The 23,836-nt window shown below is 39.7% G+C and carries 22 protein-coding genes; 16 read left to right on the forward strand and 6 right to left on the reverse strand.

Annotated elements, in window-relative coordinates; translation table 11 throughout:
* Positions 1-15: 15 nt before the first annotated feature.
* The 7 genes from priA (at position 16) to rraA (ending at position 8,045) form a co-directional block, all read left to right on the forward strand.
* Entirely contained in the window at positions 16-2,217 is a 2,202-nt protein-coding gene (priA, locus tag CBE70_RS00150) for a primosomal protein N' (RefSeq protein ID WP_100157720.1), read from the forward strand.
* 305 nt (positions 2,218-2,522) lie between these two features.
* Positions 2,523-3,554 carry a DNA-binding transcriptional regulator CytR gene (cytR, locus tag CBE70_RS00155; protein ID WP_100157721.1) on the forward strand — a complete coding sequence of 344 codons (1,032 nt, stop codon included), beginning with the start codon at positions 2,523-2,525 and terminating at the stop codon, positions 3,552-3,554.
* Positions 3,555-3,624: 70 nt separating this feature from the next.
* A complete protein-coding gene (ftsN, locus tag CBE70_RS00160) occupies positions 3,625-4,425 on the forward strand; it encodes a cell division protein FtsN (RefSeq protein WP_100157722.1) in 801 nt (266 codons plus the stop codon).
* A 114-nt stretch (positions 4,426-4,539) separates the two neighbouring features.
* Positions 4,540-5,070: an ATP-dependent protease subunit HslV gene (gene hslV / locus CBE70_RS00165; RefSeq protein WP_006534149.1), complete on the forward strand. Its 531-nt coding sequence runs from the start codon at positions 4,540-4,542 to the stop codon at positions 5,068-5,070.
* A gap of 12 nt (positions 5,071-5,082) precedes the next feature.
* On the forward strand, positions 5,083-6,417 hold the full coding sequence (hslU, locus tag CBE70_RS00170) for an HslU--HslV peptidase ATPase subunit (protein WP_100157723.1): 1,335 nt from the start codon (positions 5,083-5,085) through the stop codon (positions 6,415-6,417).
* Between the two features lie 97 nt (positions 6,418-6,514).
* Positions 6,515-7,432: a 1,4-dihydroxy-2-naphthoate polyprenyltransferase gene (locus tag CBE70_RS00175; protein ID WP_100157724.1), complete on the forward strand. Its 918-nt coding sequence runs from the start codon at positions 6,515-6,517 to the stop codon at positions 7,430-7,432.
* A 109-nt stretch (positions 7,433-7,541) separates the two neighbouring features.
* Positions 7,542-8,045, forward strand: coding sequence for a ribonuclease E activity regulator RraA (rraA, locus tag CBE70_RS00180; RefSeq protein ID WP_100157725.1), 504 nt, complete (start codon positions 7,542-7,544; stop codon positions 8,043-8,045).
* Positions 8,046-8,138: 93 nt separating this feature from the next.
* Here the strand turns inward: rraA and zapB are convergent, their stop codons facing one another.
* Entirely contained in the window at positions 8,139-8,381 is a 243-nt protein-coding gene (zapB, locus tag CBE70_RS00185; RefSeq protein WP_036933299.1) for a cell division protein ZapB, read from the reverse strand.
* 294 nt (positions 8,382-8,675) lie between these two features.
* Here zapB and CBE70_RS00190 point away from each other — a divergent pair, with 294 nt between their 5' ends.
* Together CBE70_RS00190 and glpK are read left to right on the forward strand one after the other, a co-directional pair.
* A complete protein-coding gene (locus CBE70_RS00190; protein ID WP_100157726.1) occupies positions 8,676-9,491 on the forward strand; it encodes an MIP/aquaporin family protein in 816 nt (271 codons plus the stop codon).
* A 42-nt stretch (positions 9,492-9,533) separates the two neighbouring features.
* Positions 9,534-11,066: a glycerol kinase GlpK gene (glpK, locus tag CBE70_RS00195; RefSeq protein WP_100157727.1), complete on the forward strand. Its 1,533-nt coding sequence runs from the start codon at positions 9,534-9,536 to the stop codon at positions 11,064-11,066.
* 115 nt (positions 11,067-11,181) lie between these two features.
* Here glpK and emrD read toward each other — a convergent pair whose 3' ends face one another.
* Positions 11,182-12,366 carry a multidrug efflux MFS transporter EmrD gene (gene emrD / locus CBE70_RS00200; protein ID WP_100157728.1) on the reverse strand — a complete coding sequence of 395 codons (1,185 nt, stop codon included), beginning with the start codon at positions 12,364-12,366 and terminating at the stop codon, positions 11,182-11,184.
* Positions 12,367-12,703: 337 nt separating this feature from the next.
* On the opposite strand from emrD, the gene fpr reads away from it, so the two are divergent.
* Positions 12,704-13,450: a ferredoxin--NADP(+) reductase gene (fpr, locus tag CBE70_RS00205; RefSeq protein ID WP_100157729.1), complete on the forward strand. Its 747-nt coding sequence runs from the start codon at positions 12,704-12,706 to the stop codon at positions 13,448-13,450.
* Positions 13,451-13,514: 64 nt separating this feature from the next.
* On the opposite strand, the gene CBE70_RS00210 is transcribed toward fpr, so the two are convergent.
* Entirely contained in the window at positions 13,515-13,946 is a 432-nt protein-coding gene (locus CBE70_RS00210) for a DUF805 domain-containing protein (RefSeq protein ID WP_100157730.1), read from the reverse strand.
* Between the two features lie 97 nt (positions 13,947-14,043).
* Between CBE70_RS00210 and CBE70_RS00215 the strand changes: the two genes are divergently transcribed.
* Both CBE70_RS00215 and tpiA read left to right on the forward strand, forming a co-directional pair.
* The gene (locus CBE70_RS00215; RefSeq protein WP_100157731.1) at positions 14,044-14,679 is read left to right on the forward strand and encodes a DUF1454 family protein; all 636 of its coding nucleotides are present in this window, start codon (positions 14,044-14,046) and stop codon (positions 14,677-14,679) included.
* Between the two features lie 106 nt (positions 14,680-14,785).
* Positions 14,786-15,556, forward strand: a complete 771-nt coding sequence (tpiA, locus tag CBE70_RS00220; protein ID WP_069366847.1) for a triose-phosphate isomerase — start codon at positions 14,786-14,788, stop codon at positions 15,554-15,556.
* A 106-nt stretch (positions 15,557-15,662) separates the two neighbouring features.
* Here the strand turns inward: tpiA and CBE70_RS00225 are convergent, their stop codons facing one another.
* Entirely contained in the window at positions 15,663-16,664 is a 1,002-nt protein-coding gene (locus CBE70_RS00225) for a sulfate ABC transporter substrate-binding protein (protein ID WP_100157732.1), read from the reverse strand.
* A 261-nt stretch (positions 16,665-16,925) separates the two neighbouring features.
* Complete coding sequence (gene pfkA / locus CBE70_RS00230; protein WP_100157733.1) at positions 16,926-17,903, reverse strand: 6-phosphofructokinase; 978 nt, start codon at positions 17,901-17,903, stop codon at positions 16,926-16,928.
* 531 nt (positions 17,904-18,434) lie between these two features.
* On the opposite strand from pfkA, the gene fabG reads away from it, so the two are divergent.
* Positions 18,435-19,190, forward strand: a complete 756-nt coding sequence (gene fabG / locus CBE70_RS00235) for a 3-oxoacyl-ACP reductase FabG (RefSeq protein ID WP_100157734.1) — start codon at positions 18,435-18,437, stop codon at positions 19,188-19,190.
* 217 nt (positions 19,191-19,407) lie between these two features.
* Positions 19,408-20,532 (forward strand): glycosyltransferase family 9 protein, encoded by a 1,125-nt coding sequence (locus tag CBE70_RS00240; RefSeq protein WP_157925982.1) that lies wholly within the window; start codon positions 19,408-19,410, stop codon positions 20,530-20,532.
* A gap of 230 nt (positions 20,533-20,762) precedes the next feature.
* Here CBE70_RS00240 and cpxP read toward each other — a convergent pair whose 3' ends face one another.
* Complete coding sequence (cpxP, locus tag CBE70_RS00245) at positions 20,763-21,329, reverse strand: cell-envelope stress modulator CpxP (RefSeq protein ID WP_100157736.1); 567 nt, start codon at positions 21,327-21,329, stop codon at positions 20,763-20,765.
* Between the two features lie 198 nt (positions 21,330-21,527).
* Between cpxP and cpxR the strand changes: the two genes are divergently transcribed.
* Together cpxR and cpxA are read left to right on the forward strand one after the other, a co-directional pair.
* Positions 21,528-22,226 carry an envelope stress response regulator transcription factor CpxR gene (cpxR, locus tag CBE70_RS00250; protein ID WP_023583423.1) on the forward strand — a complete coding sequence of 233 codons (699 nt, stop codon included), beginning with the start codon at positions 21,528-21,530 and terminating at the stop codon, positions 22,224-22,226.
* A gap of 12 nt (positions 22,227-22,238) precedes the next feature.
* Complete coding sequence (gene cpxA, locus CBE70_RS00255) at positions 22,239-23,630, forward strand: envelope stress sensor histidine kinase CpxA (RefSeq protein WP_100157737.1); 1,392 nt, start codon at positions 22,239-22,241, stop codon at positions 23,628-23,630.
* Positions 23,631-23,836: the final 206 nt, after the last annotated feature.

A 23,836-nucleotide genomic window follows, 5' to 3' on the forward strand; every position in this document is an offset into this window, starting at 1 on the left:
CTCGGAAACCCTGATATGACCATAGTTCAGGTGATTTTACCTGTACCACTATTCTCCTCTTTTGATTATCTGTTACCAGAAGGGATCAATGCGCCTGTTATCGGTAGCCGGGTGATCGTGCCTTTTGGTAATAAACGCCGTTCTCTTGGTATTGTCAAAGGGCTCAGTACACACAGTGAGTTTCCTATCGAAAAGCTAAAGCCAATTGATGAGATCCTTGATAGCGAAACACTCTTTCCGGGCGTTTTGTGGGATATGTTAAATTGGGCATCGGCTTATTATCACTATCCTTTAGGAGAAGTGCTATTTCATGCTATGCCGATTTTATTACGACAAGGAAAACCCGCAGAATTCACACCATTATGGCAATGGTATGCCACTAAAGAGGGGGTTAATCTCGACCTCAATAGTTTAAAAGGTGCGAAAAAACAGCAACAAGCATTAGCAGCCCTTCGCCGTACACCTTTATATCGCCATCAACTTGATGAATTTGAGATAACGACTGCGACACTCAATAACTTAAAAAAGAAAGAGTTTGCAGATCTTCGCCCTATTCAACCAGCTCCTATACACTGGCATAATGATCTTGCGGTTCAAGGCGAACGTTTTAAATTAAACACAGAACAGGCTATTGCAGTCGGTGCAATCACAGCACAGGCCGATCAATTCTCACCTTGGTTATTATTGGGCATTACAGGTTCAGGTAAAACTGAAGTTTATTTGAGTGTTTTAGAAAAAATTCTCGCACAAGGTAAACAAGCACTCGTACTGGTGCCTGAAATTGGCTTAACACCTCAAACAATTCGTCGTTTTAAAGCTCGCTTTAATGCTCCTGTAGATGTACTTCATTCAGGATTAAATGATACTGAACGCTTAGCCGTTTGGTTACGAGCAAAACGAGGTGATAATGCCATTATTATCGGTACACGATCGGCACTTCTAACCCCTTTTCAGCATCTTGGTATTATCATTATTGATGAAGAGCATGATGGCTCTTATAAACAGCAAGATGGTTGGCGTTATCATGCTCGTGATCTCGCCGTTTTCCGTGCAAAACAAGAAAATATTCCTATCGTGATGGGAACCGCAACCCCATCAATTGAAACCAGTTTTAATGTTGAGCAAAAGAAATATCAGCAACTCACCCTGACTCAACGTGCGGGTAATGCAAAACCCGCAACAGAACATTTAATTGATTTAAAAGGACAACCGCTGACAACAGGGCTGTCTCCAATTCTGATTAAAGCAATAAAAGAGCACCTTAATGCGGGTAACCAAGTGATGCTCTTTTTAAATCGCCGAGGATTTTCGCCGGCATTGTTATGTCATGAATGTGGTTGGATAGCAGAATGCCCTCGCTGTGATCACTATTATACGATCCACCAAAAACATGGCATGTTACGTTGCCATCAATGTGATAGTCAGCGACGAATTCCAGCACAATGCCCACAATGTGGCTCAACGAATTTAATGCCCGTAGGATTAGGAACCGAACAACTTGAGCAAGGTATTGGTGAATTATTTCCTGATACACCAGTGACGCGAATTGATAAAGATACAACAAGTCGCAAAGGGGCTTTAGAGCAACAACTGGAAGATATTTATCAAGGTGGCTCACGTATTCTCATCGGTACACAGATGTTAGCCAAAGGGCATCACTTTCCTGATGTCACCTTAGTGGCTTTACTTGATGTGGATGGCGCTCTGTTCTCCAGCGACTTTCGTGCAGCCGAACGCTTTGCTCAGCTTTATATACAAGTATCAGGTCGTGCGGGTCGTGCGGGTAAACAAGGCGCAGTGTATTTACAAACTCACCAGCCTGATCACCCTCTGTTGCTGACACTATTAGAAAAAGGTTATGACGCTTTCACTAAAGAAGCTTTGCAGGAGCGACAAGCGACTTTTTTACCGCCTTATTCTAGCCATATTATGGTCCGCTCTGAAGATCACAATAATCAGCGTGCGCCTCAGTTCTTACGACAGCTCAAACAGTTTTTTGAACAACACCCAATGCGAGATGCTAACTTATGGGTAATGGGGCCAGTTCCTGCTATTCAAGCTAAACGGGGTGGAAATTATCGCTGGCAATTATTGCTCCAACATCCTTCGCGGGGTTATTTACAAAAATTAATGTCTATCACTTATCCTCAGATTATCGCTTTGCCTGAGAGTAAAAAGGTGAAATGGAATATTGATGTTGACCCAACAGATTGTTAAGGATCTTTTCTACCTCAATTGAATATATTTTGGTCAGCCTTCTGTTGAAGATACAATATCGTACAGAGACTCGTTACAACCCAAGACTATTTATCAAATTTGCGAACTACCTCATAAAAACGATTGGTATCACACTTTTTATGCAAACTAGGTAACAGTATCTATTTAAAAAGCGGGTAGAATAACAATTTAGAATATTTCTTGAATTAAAAACCGTCGATAAAATCCTTTTTTGAATATTGGCGGTTTTTTTGCAATAAAAAAGCAATCGTTTAACTAAACCATCCAAAAGGGAGGTATGGGGTTTGCAACAGAATAATAAAGATAATACGCAAGCAACAATGAAAGATGTTGCCCTTGCAGCCGGCGTGTCCACAGCGACTGTGTCACGTACTTTAATGAATCCGGAAAAAGTATCCTCACAAACCCGTCAGAAAGTTGAACAGGCTGTTCTTGATGTGGGCTATTACCCACATAACCTGTCAAAAAACCTTAAGCGTAACGAGTCAAAAACGATCCTTGTGATCGTACCTAACATCAGCGATCCGTTTTTTACTGATGTTGTGTGTGGCATCGAAGAAACCGCTGCACAACATGGTTATCTCGTGTTAATTGGTGATTGTAAGCATCAGCAAAAACATGAAAATGCCTTTATTAATCTCATTATCACCAAACAAATTGACGGTATGTTACTTCTTGGCTCACACATCCCTTTTGATGTTTCCAAAGAAGAACAGAAAAATTTACCGCCGATGATCATGGCAAATGAGTTTGCGCCTGAACTCGAATTACCTACCGTGCATATTGATAATCTCACAGCATCTTTTAGAGCAACACACTATTTACAGCAAATGGGTCATAAGCGGATTGCGTGTATTACAGGCCCTGAAGATATGCCTTTATGTCGTTATCGCTTACAAGGTTATATTCAAGCTATGCGTAGAACAGGCGTACCTTTGCGTGAAGATTATATTATTCGTGGTGATTTTACCCATGAAAGCGGTGCAGAAAGTCTGAAAAAGCTGATTTCTTTACCTGAGCCACCGACAGCCGTGTTCTGTCATAGTGATATTATGGCAATCGGCGTTATGTGGCAGGCGAAAAAATTAGGATTAGAGCTACCTAAAGATCTCTCTGTGATTGGTTTTGATAATCTTGATATCACACGTTATAGCGAACCTGCTCTGACAACAATGGAACAACCTCGTTATCAAATTGGTCGTGAATCTATGTTGTTATTACTTGACCAACTACAAGGTAGACCTGTTGCACCCGGCTCTCGCTTATTAGATTGTGAGCTAATTATAAGAGAGAGTGTATGTCGGCTTAAAAGCTAGGCAAAACACACTATGTTAAGTAACATATCGTTTGTGATACCTATTCCTTTAATTATCAGCGAATCGAACTGTGGCACAACGAGACTATGTGGGACGAGGGCAGACATCTGCTCGTCGTAAAAAGACAACGAAAAGTAAAAGCAAAAAGGCTGCTAAAGGGCTGCCTTTAACGACGCTTATCGCGGCAATCGCTATTGTGGCGCTGTTTATCGGCGGCCTCTATTTTATTACACATAATAAAAAAGAAGCCGTAGAAACAACGCCAACCGTCACTGGGCAACATCCAGCGAATAGCCTACCGCCAAAACCGCAAGAGCGTTGGCAATATATTAAAGAATTGGAAAATCGTCAGGTAGGTACACCTTTACAGCCTGAATATCCTTCATCGGGTAGCCAGATTAATCCGAAAGCAACACTTTCGCCTGAGCAGTTACGTTTTTTACAACAAATTGAAGCGGATAAGCGTCAGCCTGCCGTTCAACTGCCAGAAGTGCCTTACAATGGTGAAGTACCGCGCTCACAAGTGGTTGTAACACCACCGCCTGCAACAACAACGCCTTCTGTTGTACAACAGCCTATACAAACTCAGCAACCGCAAGCACCTACACCTGCAATTGTTACACCGCCTAAACCTGCTGTTACTGAAGCAAACTTTTTAGTGCAATGCGGCTCATTTAAAAATACCGAACAAGCTGAATCAGTAAGAGCAACACTAGCTTTTTCTGGTGTTGAAAGCCGAGTAACGAAAGGGAATGATGGTTGGATCCGCGTCTTATCAGGTCCTTACAGTAAAGAACAAGCTAACTCCGTGAGTAGACAAGCGGCTGGAGCTGGCGTATCAGGTTGTATTCTTCGCTCTTCTGGGGGTTGAAAAATAAATTTTCTCCCCCACCTATAATTCTAATTCACACAACGGGCCGTGCTTTATCTTAAATAAAGGCACTTCCCGTCTCATTTTTTTATTGATTAAACCAGGGGCTGACTCATGACTACAATCGTAAGTGTTCGCCGTAAGGGCCAAGTTGTAATCGGTGGTGATGGACAGGCGACGATGGGTAATACCGTCATGAAAGGCAATGTTCGCAAAGTACGCCGTCTTTATAACGACAAAGTCATTGCGGGATTTGCTGGCGGCACTGCTGATGCTTTTACTCTTTTTGAACTGTTTGAACGCAAATTAGAACTTCACCAAGGGCATTTAACTAAAGCTGCGGTAGAACTTGCTAAAGATTGGCGCACAGACAGAATGCTACGCAAATTAGAAGCGTTGCTTGCTGTTGCAGATGAAAATACATCTCTTATCATCACAGGTAATGGCGATGTGGTTCAACCAGAAAACGATTTAATTGCTATCGGTTCTGGTGGCCCTTATGCACAAGCAGCGGCTAGAGCTATGCTAGAAAATACTGAACTTTCTGCACGAGAAATTGCTGAAAAAGCACTTAGCATCGCTGGAGATATCTGTATTTACACTAACCATAATGTCAACTTTGAAGAACTCTCTTCAAAAGAGTAAGGATTAGAGAGCATGTCTGAAATGACTCCTCGCGAAATTGCCAGCGAACTCGATAGATTTATTATTGGTCAAGATAAAGCGAAACGTGCTGTGGCGATTGCCCTACGTAACCGCTGGCGTCGTATGCAGCTTGATGAAGCGCTGCGTCATGAAGTAACACCTAAAAATATTCTGATGATTGGACCGACAGGTGTCGGTAAAACTGAAATTGCACGCCGTTTAGCAAAATTGGCAAATGCACCTTTCATCAAAGTTGAAGCAACTAAATTCACCGAAGTGGGTTATGTGGGTAAAGAAGTCGATTCTATTATCCGTGACTTAACCGACTCTGCGGTCAAAATGGTACGTAGCCAAGCTATCGATAAAAATCGTTTCCGTGCTGAGGAAATGGCTGAAGAACGTATCCTTGATGTACTTATTCCACCAGCAAAAAATAACTGGGGCGTAACAGAGCAAGCAGCAGAACCTTCAGCAGCACGTCAATCTTTCCGTAAAAAATTACGTGAAGGTCAATTAGACGATAAAGAGATTGAAATTGAGTTATCTGCAACACCAATGGGTGTTGAAATTATGGCTCCTCCAGGAATGGAAGAGATGACTAATCAATTACAATCTATGTTCCAAAATTTAGCGGGTCAGAAACAAAAAGCACGCAAGATGAAAATCAAAGATGCGTTTAAACTTATTGTTGAAGAAGAAGCCGCTAAATTAGTTAATCCTGAAGAGCTTAAACAGCAAGCTATTGATGCGGTAGAACAACACGGTATCGTCTTTATTGATGAAGTAGATAAAATCTGTAAACGTGGTGGACAAAGTTCTGGTCCTGACGTTTCTCGCGAAGGTGTACAACGTGACCTCCTACCACTGGTTGAAGGTTGTACAGTTTCAACAAAACACGGTATGGTAAAAACAGACCATATTCTGTTTATTGCATCAGGTGCTTTCCAAGTTTCAAGTCCTTCTGATTTAATTCCTGAATTACAAGGACGTCTGCCAATTCGTGTTGAACTTCAAGCGCTGACAGCAGAAGATTTTGAGCGTATTCTAACTGAACCTAATGCATCGTTAACAAAACAGTATGAAGCATTAATGGCAACCGAAGGTGTGTCTATTAGCTTCACCGAAGACGGTATTCGCAAAATTGCTGAATCAGCATGGCGCGTAAACGAAACCACTGAAAATATTGGTGCACGTCGTTTGCATACTGTTTTAGAGCGTTTAATGGAAGAAATTTCCTACGATGCAAGTGAACGTCAAGGTCAATCAGTATTGATTGATGCAGAATATGTGAAACAGCATCTGGATGAGCTTGTCGCAGATGAAGATCTGAGTCGATTTATTTTATAATCAACTTGTGCGATCCTTATCAGCAATATTTACGTGGGAGGCTTGCCTCCCATTCTTATTTTTATAATAACAACGAACATGAGTATCGAATTTCAGCATGAGCTCTCTAAATTCCACTAGCCGGACTCAAGCCTGGCTTGAAAGTTTACGACCCAAAACACTGCCTTTAGGGTTAATTGCCATTGTGACTGGTTCCGCATTAGCGTATTGGATGGGGCATTTTGAGCTACCTATTGCACTGCTTGCTATATTGACAGCGGGAACATTACAGATCCTATCAAACCTTGCCAATGACTATGGTGATGCCGTAAAAGGAACAGATACTGAAGAGCGTTTAGGGCCACTTCGTGGAATGCAAAAAGGCATAATAACAGCCGCTCAAATGAAAAAAGCGCTGATCCTAAATGTTATTATTTCCTGTATCTGTGGTATTGCACTGATTATTGTCGCCTGTAAAAAGCCAGAAGACGCTATTGGCTTCTTAGTGATGGGTTTACTCGCTATTGTTGCCGCGATTACTTATACCGTGGGTAAGCGCCCTTATGGTTATATGGGACTGGGCGATATCTCTGTTTTAATTTTCTTTGGCTGGTTAAGTGTCATCGGAACTTATTACTTACAATCCAACACTTTTGATATTGTTACCCTCCTTCCTGCCACAGCCTGTGGTTTACTTTCTGTCGCTGTTCTAAACATTAATAATATGCGCGATTTAGAAAGTGATATTCAGGCAGGTAAAAATACATTAGCTGTTCGCTTAGGCCCTGCTGGCTCACGAACTTACCATACATGTGTTATTTTTCTTTCTATTGCCTGCTTCATTATCTTCACTCTACTTTATATGCATCGCTGGACAGCGTGGTTATTTTTACTCGCCACCCCTATGCTTTTACTGCATATCAAACGTGTGAATGCCGATCACTCAGGTGAGGCGATGCGTCCACTACTCGAGCACATGGTAAAAGCAGCATTGTTAACTAACGTTCTTTTCTCTTTAGGTTTAGTTTTAGAATAATTTCACTCGATTGTTGATTTGACTCACTGAATTTTCAGTGAGTCTTTTGCCAACCGCCCCTGTTAAGGGATATACTGGACTTTCCTGTGGCAACCTGACGTAATCTCCTATGAAATATGATACTTCTGAACTCTGTGATATCTATCAAGAAGATATCAATGTCGTAGAACCGCTTTTCTCAAACTTTGGTGGTCAAAGTGCCTTTAACGGGCAAATCATCACCGTTAAATGTTTTGAAGATAATGGCCTGCTTTATGACTTACTCGAAGAAAATGGCAAAGGCCGTATTCTTTTGGTCGATGGCGGTGGCTCTGTACGAAAAGCCTTAGTTGATGCTGAACTAGCACGACTTGCTGTTTCTAATGAATGGGAAGGCATTGTCGTTTACGGCGCCGTACGTCAAGTTGATGCATTATCAGAGCTTGATTTAGGTATTCAAGCAATGGCTGCTATTCCTGCGGGTTGCCAAAGTGAAGGCATTGGTGAGAGTGATATCCGTGTTAACTTCGGTGGTGTTACCTTCTTCTCTGGTGATTATCTTTATGCTGATAACACTGGGATCATTTTATCTGAAGAGCCATTAGGCTTAGATGAAGATTTGATTGAAGAGTAATTGTTACTTTTTATCTGCGTTCTTACTATTTCAATACTTAAAAGCCACCTAACGGTGGCTTTTGTTTTTTAGGCTTTAAGCAAAAAAAGACAATTATTGAACGTCTTCCATTTTGCCTAACAGCGCGCGTAAACGCTCTTGCCAGCTTGATTGCTCTTGTTTCAATTCTTCATTTTCACGAACAAGAGCTTCGCGTGATCCTTTCGCTTCTTGAACTTCTTGGTTCAGCGCATCATTTTTTTCTTTTAGCTCTTCGATTTCCATCTGTAATAACGTGATGGTATCAATTGCTTGTTGTACTTTTGATTCTAACTTCTCGAAAACTTCAAATGACATACTGTAATCCCCCATATAATCGATACTTCCGATTGTAAGTAGCCTATCAACAACTGTCTAGCATCTTCCGAGGAATTACATTCTTTTTTCAATTTATCAAAAACACTGGTCAGATCACATTACAAATGTCGATCAAGTCACTAATTAAGAGCGTTTTCACTCATTTTCTTGATGAGACACACAAATTTCAATTTCGCTTATTCTCGTTTACGCTCATTAACGATAAATTTACAGTTATCTTTTCAATTCGAAAAGAATACTAACAATAAATAACCCTCTTTCAGGATAGAATATATGAGCCAGACGAAAACCTCTCTTATGGGTCAATGCATTTCTGAATTTATCGGAACTGCGTTGCTAGTCTTCTTTGGTCTTGGTTGTGTTGCTGCGGTACGTATTGCAGGTGCAGAGCTAGGATTGTGGGAGATAAGTATTATCTGGGGGCTGGGTGTTGCCTTAGCCGTTTATCTTACCGCTGGCACCTCTGGTGCTCACCTGAACCCTGCTGTTACCGTTGCGTTTTGGCTATTTGCTTGCTTTGAACGCAGAAAAGTCGTTCCTTATATTATTGCACAAATGTTAGGTGGCTTCTTTGCCGCGGCCATTGTGTACTTTATGTACTACAGTGTTTTTATCGATTACGAACAAGTTAATGGCATTGTCAGAGGCTCACAAGAAAGTCTCTTCACTGCCGGTGTATTTTCTACTTATCCCGCAGCTCAAATTTCCGTTGCACATGCCTTTGTTGTCGAAGTTATCATTGCCGTTATTCTTGTTGGCTTAATCTTAGCCTTAACTGATGATGGTAACGGTGTACCTAAAGGCCCATTAGCACCTTTATTAATTGGTATCTTAATTGCCGTAATCGGTGGTGCATTTGGCCCATTAACCGGATTCGCCTTAAACCCAGCTCGTGACTTTGGTCCAAAACTGGTTGCGTACTTTGCTGGCTGGGGTGATATTGCACTGACTGGTGGACGTGATATCCCTTATTTCTTAGTTCCAATGATTGCTCCATTTATCGGTGGTATCTTAGGTGCATTGGCTTACCGTAAATTAATTGGCCGTCACTTACCTTGCGATACCTGCAAAATTGAAGATGATAAGTAAAATTAAGAGCAATATTGTTGATTATCAGAACAGGTTACTAACATGACAACAGAAACAAATACATCGAATACCGAGAAAAAATACATTGTTGCGCTGGATCAGGGTACAACCAGTTCACGCGCCGTAGTCATTGACCACGATGCCAATATCGTCAGTATTTCACAACGTGAATTCACCCAAATCTATCCTAAGCCAGGCTGGGTTGAGCACGATCCAATGGAAATTTGGGCAACACAAAGTGCAACCTTAGTTGAAGTATTAGCAAAAGCAGATATTCCATCTGACCACGTTGCAGGTATTGGTATCACAAACCAACGTGAAACCACCATTGTATGGGATAAAGAAACGGGTAAACCTGTTTATAACGCAATTGTATGGCAATGCCGTCGTACTGCGGATTTCTGTACTCGCTTAAAAGATAAAGAAGGTGTTGAAGAATATATCCGTCAAAACACGGGTTTAATGGTTGACCCTTATTTCTCTGGTACAAAATTAAAATGGATCCTCGACAACGTCGAAGGTGCTCGTGAAAAAGCAGAAAAAGGCGAATTATTATTCGGTACTGTTGATACTTGGTTAGTTTGGAAAATGACACAAGGTCGCGTTCACGTTACCGACTTCACTAACGCCTCGCGTACCATGTTATTTAATATCCACTCTTTAGATTGGGATCAAAAAATCCTCGATCTGCTGGATATTCCTCGCAATATGCTACCAAAAGTGGTGCCATCTTCAGAAGTTTATGGCCAAACAAACATTGGTGGTAAAGGGGGTACACGTATTCCTATCGCAGGTATGGCGGGTGACCAACAAGCTGCACTTTATGGTCAACTTTGTGTACAAAGCGGTATGGCGAAAAATACCTATGGTACTGGTTGCTTCTTACTGATGAACACAGGTGAAGAAGCGGTTCGTTCTAATCATGGTTTGTTAACAACAATCTGTTGTGGCCCTCGTGGTGAAGTAAACTACGCCCTAGAAGGAGCGGTATTCGTTGGTGGTGCTTCCATTCAATGGCTACGTGATGAGCTAAAACTCATTGATGAAGCTACTGACTCTGAATACTTCGCAACTAAAGTTAATGATACTAATGGCGTCTATGTTGTTCCTGCATTTACAGGTTTAGGCGCGCCATATTGGGATCCGTATGCCCGTGGTGCTATTTTTGGCTTAACCCGAGGTGCTAACCGTAATCACATTATTCGTGCAACCTTAGAATCTATCGCTTATCAAACACGCGATGTGCTAGATGCAATGCAAGCCGATTCAGGTGCGCGTTTACAATCACTGCGTGTTGATGGTGGTGCTGTTGCCAACAACTTCTTAATGCAGTTCCAATCCGATATTTTGGGTACTCGCGTAGAACGCCCTGTTGTTCGTGAAAGTACCGCATTAGGTGCAGCATTCCTTGCAGGTCTTGCTATCGGTTTCTGGAATGATTTAGAAGAAGTGAAAAACAAAGCCGCTATTGATAAGGAATTCCGCCCTGGCATCGAAACCACTGAGCGTAACTATCGCTACAATGGCTGGAAAAAAGCTGTCGCTCGTGCTCAAGAGTGGGAAGATCGCGGTTAATTACAGTAAAACAGTTTGAGAGAGAAGTAGCCTAGGCTACAAAACCAAATGCCGAGATTTTTATCTCGGCATTTTTTATTTCAGTCACTGCTGTTTCAGTCACTGCATCAGTCAACTAAATAGTATGTTCTTCATGACTAAAACGATGCGCCAAAGGAAGCCAACAAAGCATAATTACTACTGACATAGCAAACATAATCATACCTAAACTAAATTGGTTATGCTGTGGCAGTAAAGCAGAAAACCATGTTGCCACACCAGATCCTACATTTTGTAAACCACCCACCAGCGCACCTGCTGAGCCGGCTAAATAAGGGAATGGTTCCATTGCACCTGTCGTTGCCAACGGAAATAGCATACCCGCACCAAAGAAAAACAGTGCCGCCGGTACCAGTAATGTCCAGATATTAATAATATTTAGCCAACCGGGAAGCCACATTAAGATACCCGCAGATAAACAACAAAAAACAGAGTGCCACATCAGTTGTACAAAGGTTTTACCTTCACGGCCAGCATACCAAGCCCCAAAGAATGCAGCAGGGATTGGTAAAATAAATAATATACTGATGGTAATACTATTTAATCCTAATACTCCACCCATTAACACACCGCTTGATGCTTCAAAAACAGCAATACCGGATAATGCACAAATCAGCATAATCAGAAATGCACTGAAGGTACTATTTGAAAGCAATAAATAAAATGATGACAACATTTTACGTTTTTCAACTTGTACGGGTCGCGTTTCTGGCATCCAACGATACATACAAAAAAGAACGCTACTTCCCAATAATAATAAGAAGATATAACACGCATGCCAGCCAAAGAAGTGAGCGACAACACCACCAATCATCGGCGCTAATAATGGGCTAACTAAAACCCCCATATTTAACAAACTATTGGCGTAACGTAATGCCGTTCCTGTATATAAATCACGAGGTTGAGTACGTGTCATTACACCTGCAACACCCGTTCCCATCCCCTGTAAGGTACTTGCAATAACCAGTGTGGTTAAATTTTGCGAGAAAATCGCCACCAGTGTTGATAAACAAAAAATCGTCATGCCGACTAAAATAACAGGACGGCGCCCTACTTTGTCGGAAATGGGTCCATAAATTAGCTGTGAAAAACCATAAGAAAAAAGATAAGCACCCATTACTTGCTGTACCGCCCCAGTTGGTTCACCAAAATAAACGGCCATATCAGCAATAACAGGAACATAAATCGTTTGAGTCATTTGACCCACAGCAACCAGTGCAATTATCAATAATAATAGATTTGCATGCTCTAACTTTCTCATTTCTTTTCTTTGCTCAAGAATTTCAGATAAATAAATTAACGGACAGGCGCACACTACAGAGAATTTATAAAAATAAACTCCGCAAAATGCATGCCTTTTCAGAATGAGACTAAGTTAACAAATTTGGAGAAATTTGCGAGATAGCCAGCAATTTTTGTATAAAGATTAATGTCAGAGAAATACACCATAGCTGTCAATATAAATGTACATATTGTGTCATTTATTGACAAAATCTTAGATGAATCACATCACCACACCATCTTGATAAATAAAAAACCGCTTCCTATTTAGAATAAATAAGCAACATAAGCATATTTATCAAAAGGAGATAATCTCTATGGCTAATTGGGTGAATGGAAAAGTTACTCAAGTTCATCACTGGACTGATGCGTTAATGAGTCTCGTCGTCAATGCTCCTATTGATAAGTTTACAGCCGGGCAATTTGCAAAATTAGCGCTAGATATTGATGGCGAGCGAGTACAACGAGCCTACTCTTATGTAAACGCACCAGATGATCCCAATTTAGAGTTCTATTTGGTGACGGTGCCCGATGGAAAATTAAGCTCTAAATTAAGCGCACTAGAAGTCGGTGATGAAGTACTAGTCACTGAGCAAGCCAGTGGCTTTTTTGTATTAGAAGAAGTACCCACCGCGAATACACTTTGGATGCTTTCGACAGGCACTGCAATTGGCCCTTTCCTCTCTATTTTACAATTAGGTGAAGATCTTTCTCGATTTGAAAATATCGTTCTTGTCCACGCTGTTCGATATGCTAATGACTTAAGCTATTTACCTTTAATGGAAAAACTCGTTGAACGTTATCAAGGGAAATTACGCATTCAAACCGTTGTCAGCCGTGAAAATCATATTGGCTCATTAACAGGACGTATTCCTGCACTCATTGAAAGTGGTGCTTTAGAAAAAACGGTTGGCTTAACCATCGGCCCAGAAGAGAGTCATATTATGTTGTGTGGTAATCCTCAAATGGTCAGAGACACTCAACAACTCTTAAAAGAACAACGGGAAATGCGTAAGCACTTACGACGAAAACCCGGACATATCACCAGTGAGCAATATTGGTAATCAGGCAAAAATAAGGGTGAGCTTATTTATCTCACCCTTATTTATTTGATTTTAATAATATGAATTAACGCCAGCGACGATAGTCCACTTGCTCAGTCTGTTTACCAAAATAGTTTTCACCGTCATTACCGACAAATACGCCGCAATCAAGCAACATAATCATTCCAATAAAAGAAGGAAGAAAACGACCTATCGCCCATTGCCAAAAGGGTTCTAAACTACTGGTATCGGCTAATCCTAACATCACGGCGAGTAAGAGTAATAAAAGCCATATTCCTCTTTTATTTCTGTCATGAAGTCTTTTGGTAAAAACTGCGCACAATGGATAAAAAATAAAGAAAATCAATATCCACGTCACAATGGCGGGTAATGGATAAATTATATCATTGATAATAAACAGGCCTAAAAAAAGAGCAAAACAAGCACCTAAACCAGCCCAGAAATCACGACGTCCAATTCGCCCTTTGAATGAAAATGCCCAATGTTGTAAGGTCATAAATTCTCAATAATTTACTTAATTTGTGAATTACACTGTCCATTTGGTATCAAATAATACAGACTAGCCAATAACAGCACAGACAAACGGAGGACAGATGATAAAAGCAAACACACTTTCTACGTTATACCTGATAATCATAAGTATTGCTCTTTGTTTGCCAACTTCTGTTTTTGCAACAGAGATGTCTGTCGCACAAAAACAGCCCGTTAAAGATGAAATTGCCTATCTTAAACAAGATGCCCCTGTTTTTGAGATAACTATTCCGCAGCTAAGAGCGAAATTCAATCAACAAAATCCGTTATTATCGCTTAATGAATATAAAATTATCACTAATCACGATATTGCGATCCCTCTTGTCAGAGCCGCAACGCGTATCACGCCTTATCTCTATTCATCTGCAATATTAGAACGTGGTAGCGAAAAAATAAAAAGTTTGCAACTTACGCTGATCCACTCCCCTGATTCACCTGAATTAGAAAAGATAAATCGCGAGATCACAACGCAATACATTATCACTTTGGTCGCTCAATTTGACTCATCAATAACCCAAGAGCAAATTCAAGAGGCTCTCAACTTATTCGCATTTAAAAATCAAACTTCTGATTATATTAGCCACGATGTGGGTGCTATTCGCTATATTATTGCCCATGAAGGTGAACAATTAACGACCTTTGCTATTGAACCGATTAAGCTTTCTTTAAACAGCAAGATCGTTTCAGCTATTCCGTGATAAAAAACAAAGCTATTCTATTCAGAGTTCTCTATACTGTTGTGTATCAACAGAATTCATGTTTATTAGCAAACTAAATTTAAACCACTCGGTTGGAGGAAAAGTTATGCGCCATCCATTAGTCATGGGTAACTGGAAACTCAACGGCAGCATTCATATGGTTCATGAATTAATTGCTGCATTACGTAAAGAAGTTAGCGGTGTTGCGGGTTGTGATGTTGCTATCGCACCACCAGCAGTTTACCTATGCCAAGCACGCCATGAAATTGGTGGAAGCCGTATTGCATTAGGTGCTCAAGATACAGGTGTTAACTTATCAGGTGCTTTCACTGGTGAAACTTCAGCAGAAATGCTGAAAAACGTTGATGTTAAATACGTTATCATTGGTCACTCTGAACGTCGTACTTATCATAAAGAATCTGACGAGTTTATCGCTCAAAAATTCGGCGTGTTAAAAGAGTTAGGTTTAACACCAGTATTATGTATTGGTGAAACTGAAGCAGAAAACGAAGCTGGCAAAACACAAGAAGTATGTGCTCGCCAAATCGATGCTGTGTTAAATGCACACGGTGCAGCTGCATTTAAAGATGCTGTTATCGCTTATGAACCAATCTGGGCTATCGGTACAGGTAAATCTGCAACTCCAGCACAAGCTCAAGCTGTTCATAAATTTATTCGTGATCATATTGCGAAGAAAGATGCGGCTATCGCTGAACAAGTTATTATTCAATACGGTGGCTCTGTTAACGATAAAAATGCAGCAGAACTGTTTGGCCAACCAGACATCGATGGTGCATTAGTGGGTGGCGCTTCACTGAAAGCTGACGCATTTGCCGTTATCGTTAAAGCAGCAGCACAAGCTAAAGCGAAAAAATAATTTTTATCTTTCTGGCCTATGCCGTTAATCGATAAAAAATAGAGAAAATCACCTTACTGAATATAAAGCAGAAGGTGATTTTTTTGTTTTTCTCACCTTTACTTAATTAACGACGACTAATTTCATCAAATATCCCCCCTGTCGCAAAATGTATTTTCTGAGCAGATTGCCAATCACCAAAAACATCATTAAGTGTAAATAGTTCTAGTTTTGGAAAACTGCTTTGGTATTTTTCTGCTATTGCTTTATCTCTGGGGCGATAATAATTTTTTGCAGCGATCTCTTGTCCCTCAGGCGAGTAAAGATAGTCTAAGTATGCTGTGGCAATTTCTCGGGTTCCTCGTTTATCGACAACCTTATCGACTACCGACACAGTAGGCTCTGCAAGAATAGATACTGATGGTGTGACTATCTCAAATTTATCTGTTCCTAATTCATTAATCGCTAGTAAAGCTTCGTTTTCCCATGCAATCAACACATCGCCAATACCTCGCTCAACAAATGTATTTGTTGCACCTCTCGCACCTGAATCTAATACTTCAACTTGCTGATAAAGTGCTTTAACGAAGGCTTTAGCTTTTTCACTATCTTGATGATTAGCTTTTAATCCATAGCCCCATGCCGCAAGATAGTTCCATCTTGCACCTCCAGAAGTTTTGGGATTAGGTGTAATAATTGAAACACCAGGTTTGATTAATGAATCCCAATCGTCTATTTGCTTAGGATTTCCTTTTCTCACCAGAAAAACAATTGTTGAAGTATAAGGGGCTGAGTTATCAGGTAATCGTGTTATCCATTGCTTATTGATACTTCCACGCTGTGCGATTGCATCAATATCATAGGCAAGTGCCAATGTGACAACATCTGCCTCAATACCATTGATAACTGATGTCGCTTGCTTTCCTGAACCACCATGTGATTGGCGAATGGTGACTTTATCTCCCGTTTTCCGCTCCCAATATTGACTAAATGCTTGATTATACTGTTGATAAAGTTCTCTCGTTGGATCATAAGAGACATTCAATAATTGAATATCTTTAGCCCATAAAATATTGGAAAAAAGTAATGTCGCTAAAGCCGTTGATAATAAGCCCCATTGTTTAAACATATCTATCCACCCCTATCGTTAAGTATTTAACTAGGCTGACAGAAAGTTTTATAACGATGAAATAACAAAAAGCCGATGGATATACACAACAGGAATATAGCTATCAATATAAAGGGGATAAGAAGAAATAAAGGAGGATAGAAATCGCTAAATGAAATGTTTTCACTCGAGAAGCTACTCTGACACAAGGAAAATGTATCAGAGCAGTTCACGAATAAGGATAGAACTCAGAAAGGCTCTGGTATTACGGAAATCTATTAATTAATACAGTTTTTTCGCTGTTTCATACCAGTCAGCTTTAAAGACACGTTTCATATTCATAACCGCATCAATAATATCATGGTGAACCAGTTTTTCGTTTTGAATACCGACACAACGACCGCCATAACCTTCTAATAGCAGTTGTACAGAATAAGCACCCATGCGAGAAGCAAGAATACGGTCGTAAGCGACTGGAGAACCACCACGTTGAATATGACCTAATACCGTTGCGCGCGTTTCATGTTTAGTTTCAGCTTCAATAAAACGAGCTAATTCATGTACATCACAAACGTGTTCTGTAATTGCGACGATTGCATGGCGTTTACCACGTTCAATACCTGCTTTGATTTCTGCCAGTAGTTCATCACGGTTAAATGGTAATTCAGCTTCAGGCAGAACAACAAATTCACAGCCCCCAGCGATTGCCGCAGACAGTGTTAAGTCACCACAGTAACGCCCCATCACTTCTACGATAGAGATACGTTTGTGAGAAGTTGAGGTATCACGTAATCGGTCAATTGCTTCAACAGCCGTTTCTAATGCAGTGAAATAACCAATGGTGTAGTCAGTACCAGCAACATCATTATCGATTGTGCCCGGTAAACCGATACATGGAAAACCTGCTTCCGTTAATTTTTTTGCACCTAGATAAGAACCATCACCACCAATAACGACTAAGGCATCAAGCTCATTTTGTTTCATGTTTTCGATGGCAACAGCACGCACATTGTCTTCACGGAATTCAGGGAAACGAGCAGAACCAAGGAATGTACCACCACGGTTGATCATGTCTGACACGCTAAAACGGTCGAGTTTTTTCATGCGATTTTCGTATAGCCCCATATAGCCATCCATAATCCCATAAACCTCTAAACCTTCGCTTAGTGCGGCACGAACAACACCACGGATCGCGGCATTCATACCTGGTGCATCACCACCACTTGTTAAAACCCCAATTCTTTTGATCCTATTGACCATGATTACCTCTGATTCTTATTCGATGTAATTATTGCAAAATTGTTGGAATAACTTTTTATTTCAATACCGGCTTATCTGGTGTAATTTTCCGACATTGCAAATGCTGAATTGATTCAACAATACCATTGTACGCATATTTTTTACCAGTTCATCATTATCGTACATTTTTTTTCATAAACTTGATGCGCATTAAACTAATCAGATAGCTTGTATAAAGTTTAGACTAGCCTATCTCAAATATGTTTCACTAATAAGTTAACACTTTTTATACAGACACTTTACTGCCTTTTTGCATTCATCTCAAAAAAACGCTATTTATGCTAAAAATAGCATCGGCATATTTTGATAAATATTCAGTTTTCTCTGGTGTGATATTCTATCTACCGTTTATCTCTCTATTTTGTGATGTCATTCTTTCAACAAAAAAAATGATCTAGGGTACATTTGTGACCAACAACAAAGTTCTCTGGTTGATTTACCGCTTTTCAATCTAGGCTGATACAGTGGAACTCACACTTAATAGGAGGTTTTATGTTCGACTTAACGGGTAAAATCGCTTTGGTTTCAGGTGGCGCAAAAGGCATTGGTAAAGGTATTGTCATTGCCCTGAAAAATAGTGGTGCTAAGGTTATCATTGCGGATATTGATGATGTTGCAGGTAATAAAACAAAGCAAGAATTAGATGTTGAGTTTATGCACCTTGATGTCACTCATCAATCCGCCTGTGAAAAAGTGATTGATGATGTTGTAAAAGAGTATGGCAAACTCGATATTCTTTGTTCCAATACTGGTATTTTCCCTCAAGCGACAATTAAAGAGATGACAGAAGCTGACTGGGATAAAATGCACACCGTTAATCTCAAAGGCATGTTTTTCTTAGTGAAAGCTGCACTTCGTGTGATGGAAAAACAAAAACAAGGTCGCGTGATTATTACGTCATCCATTACGGGCGCTATTACAGGTTACCCAGGCTGGAGCCATTATGGTGCAAGTAAAGCAGGACAATTGGGCTTTATGCGTAGTGCAGCACTAGAATATGCACGTCACGGTATTACAATTAACGCCGTAATGCCGGGAAATATCCTCACTGAAGGCTTACAGGCGCAAGGTGAAGCATATTTAAATCAAATGAAAGCGTCTATCCCAACGCATACTTTAGGTGAGCCAGAAGATATCGGCTACGCCGCCGCATTTTTTGCATCGAATGAAGCAAAATATATTACAGGCCAGACAATTATCGTTGATGGTGGACAGATTTTACCTGAATCCCCAGAGGCATTGTTGTAGCTTACATATAGTATAGAAATATTATTTTTATGATATCTCTATACTATCCTAATTATCCCCCAACTAACGCAACCAATTTAATTCAATTAAATCAATATATTAAATGAGAATTAAAGCTACATATTAAAATACTATACAATCATTTATTGTTATGTGTTACCGTTGCATGCAACCATGTCTATATACATTAACAATATCTATTATTAGCTGTATTTTTATGAAGAAAAAAAAATTTGCAACATTAAGAGCTTGGAATAGAAAACGAAATTATGTGATGAAAGATATTCGCTATTATTTCAACCTGTTCATAGAAAAAATCCTTTGGGATAAACCTAAAAAAACAACTATTGATTTCAAGTCAGTAAAAACAATACTAATTTTGCGTAATGAAGGAAAAATAGGTGATGTTATTGTAGATACTGCAATAATAAAGATACTATCTCAATACGGCTATATAATTGATATTTTAGTTACATCAACAAATGACTCAATATTAAATTACAATAAGAATATAAGAAAAATATATATTGCCAATAATATAACTCTGAATGATTTTATGAAGAAACATAATCACAATGTTAGTAAAGATGTTGTGAGAAAACTAAATGAAAATAATTATGATCTAATCATAGATCCATCTATGTTTAATGTTCCTATACATAGACCTCGGCTTTTAAAAGAAATTTCAGCAAAAAATGTTATTAGTTTTAATAAGAAAAGTTGGTTAAAACATTATAGTAAATCAATTTATTTTGATTATAATTTAGATCATATAAAAAAATCATATGAATTATTATTATCAGAATTCAATATTAATGAGGAAAGCATAGACTATGATATTTGCTATCCCAATAATGTAGATGAAGAAATAGAGAGTTATTTATTTACACTACCTAAAAATGCCAAAAATATTATAGTAAACATATTTGCTGGTAGTGATGACCGTTGTTTATCTTTAGCTCAGGCAAAAGAAATAGATGAAAAATTAAATTCCCTCTATAATGAGATTAATATTATTATTTTAGATCATAAAAAAGTAATACCAGATAATGCTTTTAACCATGCAAAAATATATATACCAAAATCACTACAACACACTATTGCATTGATCTCAAAAGCAGATCTTGTTATATCACCCGATACCTCTATTGTGCATATTTCTGCAACATTCCGACGCCCTCTAGTAGCAATATATAAAGATGCTATCCACAACAATAAATTGTGGGGACCCGGCTATGAAAATTCTCAACAGATTTTCGTTTCTAATGCGAAAACATATGAAGACAATAATATTGTTGAACAAATAATAGCTGCATCAGAGAAATATTTAGCCCCCAAATAGCAGTAACTCTCTTTATAAAAGAACTACTAAAATAATGAAAAATACTCAGATAAAATATAAGGCACTTTTGAAATTTCTTATCTTGTAATTTTAAATAGAGTTACTCAATAAAAAAAAGCCCCTCTCCAGAGGGGCTGCAAAAGACAGGGATGGTGTCTATGGCAAGGAAAAAACTTCGTTGTTGCTACTTACTCTCTAACTAGGTACTACTTTACTACACTCTTACTTCATTACTGATTCTGTTGACCTTGTTGGTCAAAAGATGACATTTGCTGTTGGTAATTCTTTTCCAACTGCGCTTTCTGTTCAGGGGTTAACAGCTGATACATTTGATTATGGACTTTCGCCATTTCAACGTGGCGCTCAATTGCTTGTTTATCCATATCTTGCATTTGTGCTCTTACAGCTGCTTCATCAAATTTCTCAGCTGTGACTAATTTATGCATATTCTCATGACGCTGACGGAAATCTCCGTTATATCTGTCTTGATGATGCTGGCGCATTAAATCGCGCATTTGTGTACGTTGTTGCTCTGTTAATGTGATACCGTTAAACATACGTGATTCGGCATAACCACGATCCATCATATGTCCACCGTTATTCATCATGTGACCACGTTGTCCGCGGTGGCCTCGATAATCACGGTCACCATGCATACCATAGCCATAATCACAGTGATAATTACCATTGGAATACTGTTGCTCAGTAGGCGGATTGGTATTTGTGGTTTCAGCTAATACCATCGTCGGAGCTGCTAAAAACATTGATGCTAGTGCAACTACTGCTACTTTACGCATTGCTTCACTCCTAATTCGGTAAATTAATACCGACCTAATTAATATGACTTCAATGTGTATAATTCATATGTGTAATTCTTTGCTATGTGGATTACTATACCGTTGCGGCTGCAAACTAGCGTCAGAGCGTGTAAAAGAACGTAAAGTCATAGATTCGCGCTATTTATTATCGTATTTTTCTCTTGGAGGAATTGACGAATGCATAAAATCTTATTAGTGGATGACGATCGCGAATTAACATCGCTATTGAAAGAACTGCTTGAAATGGAAGGCTTTAATGTTGTAATCGCCTCTGATGGCGAACAAGCACTTAAACTTTTGGATGCTTCTATCGACTTGTTATTACTGGATATTATGATGCCACGTAAAAACGGGATTGAGACACTCAAAGAGTTACGCCAAAATTTCCAGACCCCTGTCATTATGTTAACGGCAAGAGGCAGTGATCTTGACCGAGTACTTGGCCTAGAGCTAGGTGCTGATGATTATTTACCAAAACCATTTAATGATAGAGAGCTAGTTGCTCGTATCAGAGCTATTTTACGTCGTTCTAACTGGAGCGAACAAAAACAGACTGATAGCAATACATCTCCAACATTACAGGTTGATAAATTACAACTTAATCCTGGCCGACAAGAAGCAAGTTTTGATAATGAGCCGCTAGAGTTAACAGGAACTGAGTTTACTTTGCTTTATTTACTTGCTCAGCATTTAGGACAAGTCGTATCTCGTGAACATCTAAGCCAAGAAGTACTTGGCAAGCGCTTAACACCGTTTGACAGAGCGATTGATATGCATATTTCTAATTTACGCCGTAAATTACCAGAAAGAACAGATGGACAACCTTGGTTTAAAACTTTACGTGGCCGCGGTTATCTGATGGTTTCAATAACTTGATAAATATTCTTTATGATAAATAGTCTGTCAGCGCGCATTTTCGCAATTTTCTGGCTGACGCTAGCCTTAGTTCTCGTGCTAGTTATGATGGTTCCAAAGCTGGACTCGCGCCAGCTTACCCCTCTTTTGGAGAGTGAATACCGTCAAGGCGTTATGCTAGAACAACATATCGAAGCGGAATTAGCGCAAGATCCCGCCAACGATCTCCTTTGGTGGCGTCGATTAATTCGTGCTATTGATAAATGGGCGCCTCCTGGTCAACGTTTAATTATCGTCACCAGTGAGGGGCGTATTATTGGCGCTCAACGCAATGAGATGCAGGTTGTCAGAAACTTTATTGGCCAATCTGATAACGCCGATCACCCTAAAAAGAAAAAGTATGGTCGTTCTGAGATGTTAGGGCCCTTTTCTGTAAGAGATGGTGAAGATCACTACCAGCTTTATCTTGTGCGCCCATCAAGTAGCCCCCAATCTGACTTTATAAACTTATTATTTGATAAACCTTTATTGCTACTCATATTCACCATGCTTATCAGTACACCGTTATTAGTATGGCTTTCTTGGAGTTTGGCTAAACCCGCAAGACAGCTTAAAAATGCAGCTGACGATGTAGCTAAAGGTAACCTACGCCCTCACCCCGAGCTAGAGACTGGGCCTCAAGAGTTTTTAGCAGCGGGTACGAGTTTTAATCAGATGATAAGTGCTCTTGAACGTATGGTTGAAGCACAACAACGTCTGATCTCTGATATTTCTCATGAACTACGTACCCCATTAACACGCTTACAATTAGCAAGCGCATTATTACGTCGTCGTAGTGGGGAAAGTAAGGAGCTAGAGCGTATTGAAACTGAAACTCAGCGCCTTGATGGCATGATTAATGACTTACTGGTTCTTTCTCGTAATCAACATAAAAACGAGTTATTACGCGAGACAGTAAAAGCCAATGAATTGTGGGATGATATTTTAGATAACGCTAAATTTGAGGCCGAACAAAGTAATAAAACACTACAAGTGACAACACCTCCGGGATCATGGCCTATTTACTGCAATCCATATTCTCTGGCTAGTGCATTTGAAAATATAGTTCGTAATGCTCTGCGTTATTCAAATTCTCGTATTGAAGTTGCCTTTACTGAACAGAACCAAGGTATCACGATTATTGTTGATGATGATGGCCCAGGTGTTAGCCCAGAAGACAGAGAGCATATCTTCCGACCTTTCTACCGAACAGATGAAGCAAGAGATCGCGAATCAGGTGGTACTGGCTTGGGATTAGCAATTGTTGAAACTGCTGTAAGCCAACATAGAGGTCATGTTAAAGCCGATGACAGCCCATTAGGTGGATTAAGGGTTGAGATTTGGTTGCCGAGAGCGGGTGCGGGTAATAAATCACCAACCGCTTAATAGAGTAATTAAATTGTTGTATCAAAATATCCTGCCACCTATTGAAGAATAGGTGGCATATTCTTTTCATTAACGTTTGTTGATGCAATTCAGAATGATCTGGCTGAATCGACGGCTATTCCAGTATTTATATATCCTCAATCAATGCTAAAATACCCAGCTATTACTTGACCGTCTGGTTTGAAGAGTCTACTCTCAGGGCGGTT

The sequence above is a fragment of the Proteus columbae genome (genome assembly GCF_002777965.1).
Lineage (GTDB): Bacteria > Pseudomonadota > Gammaproteobacteria > Enterobacterales > Enterobacteriaceae > Proteus > Proteus columbae.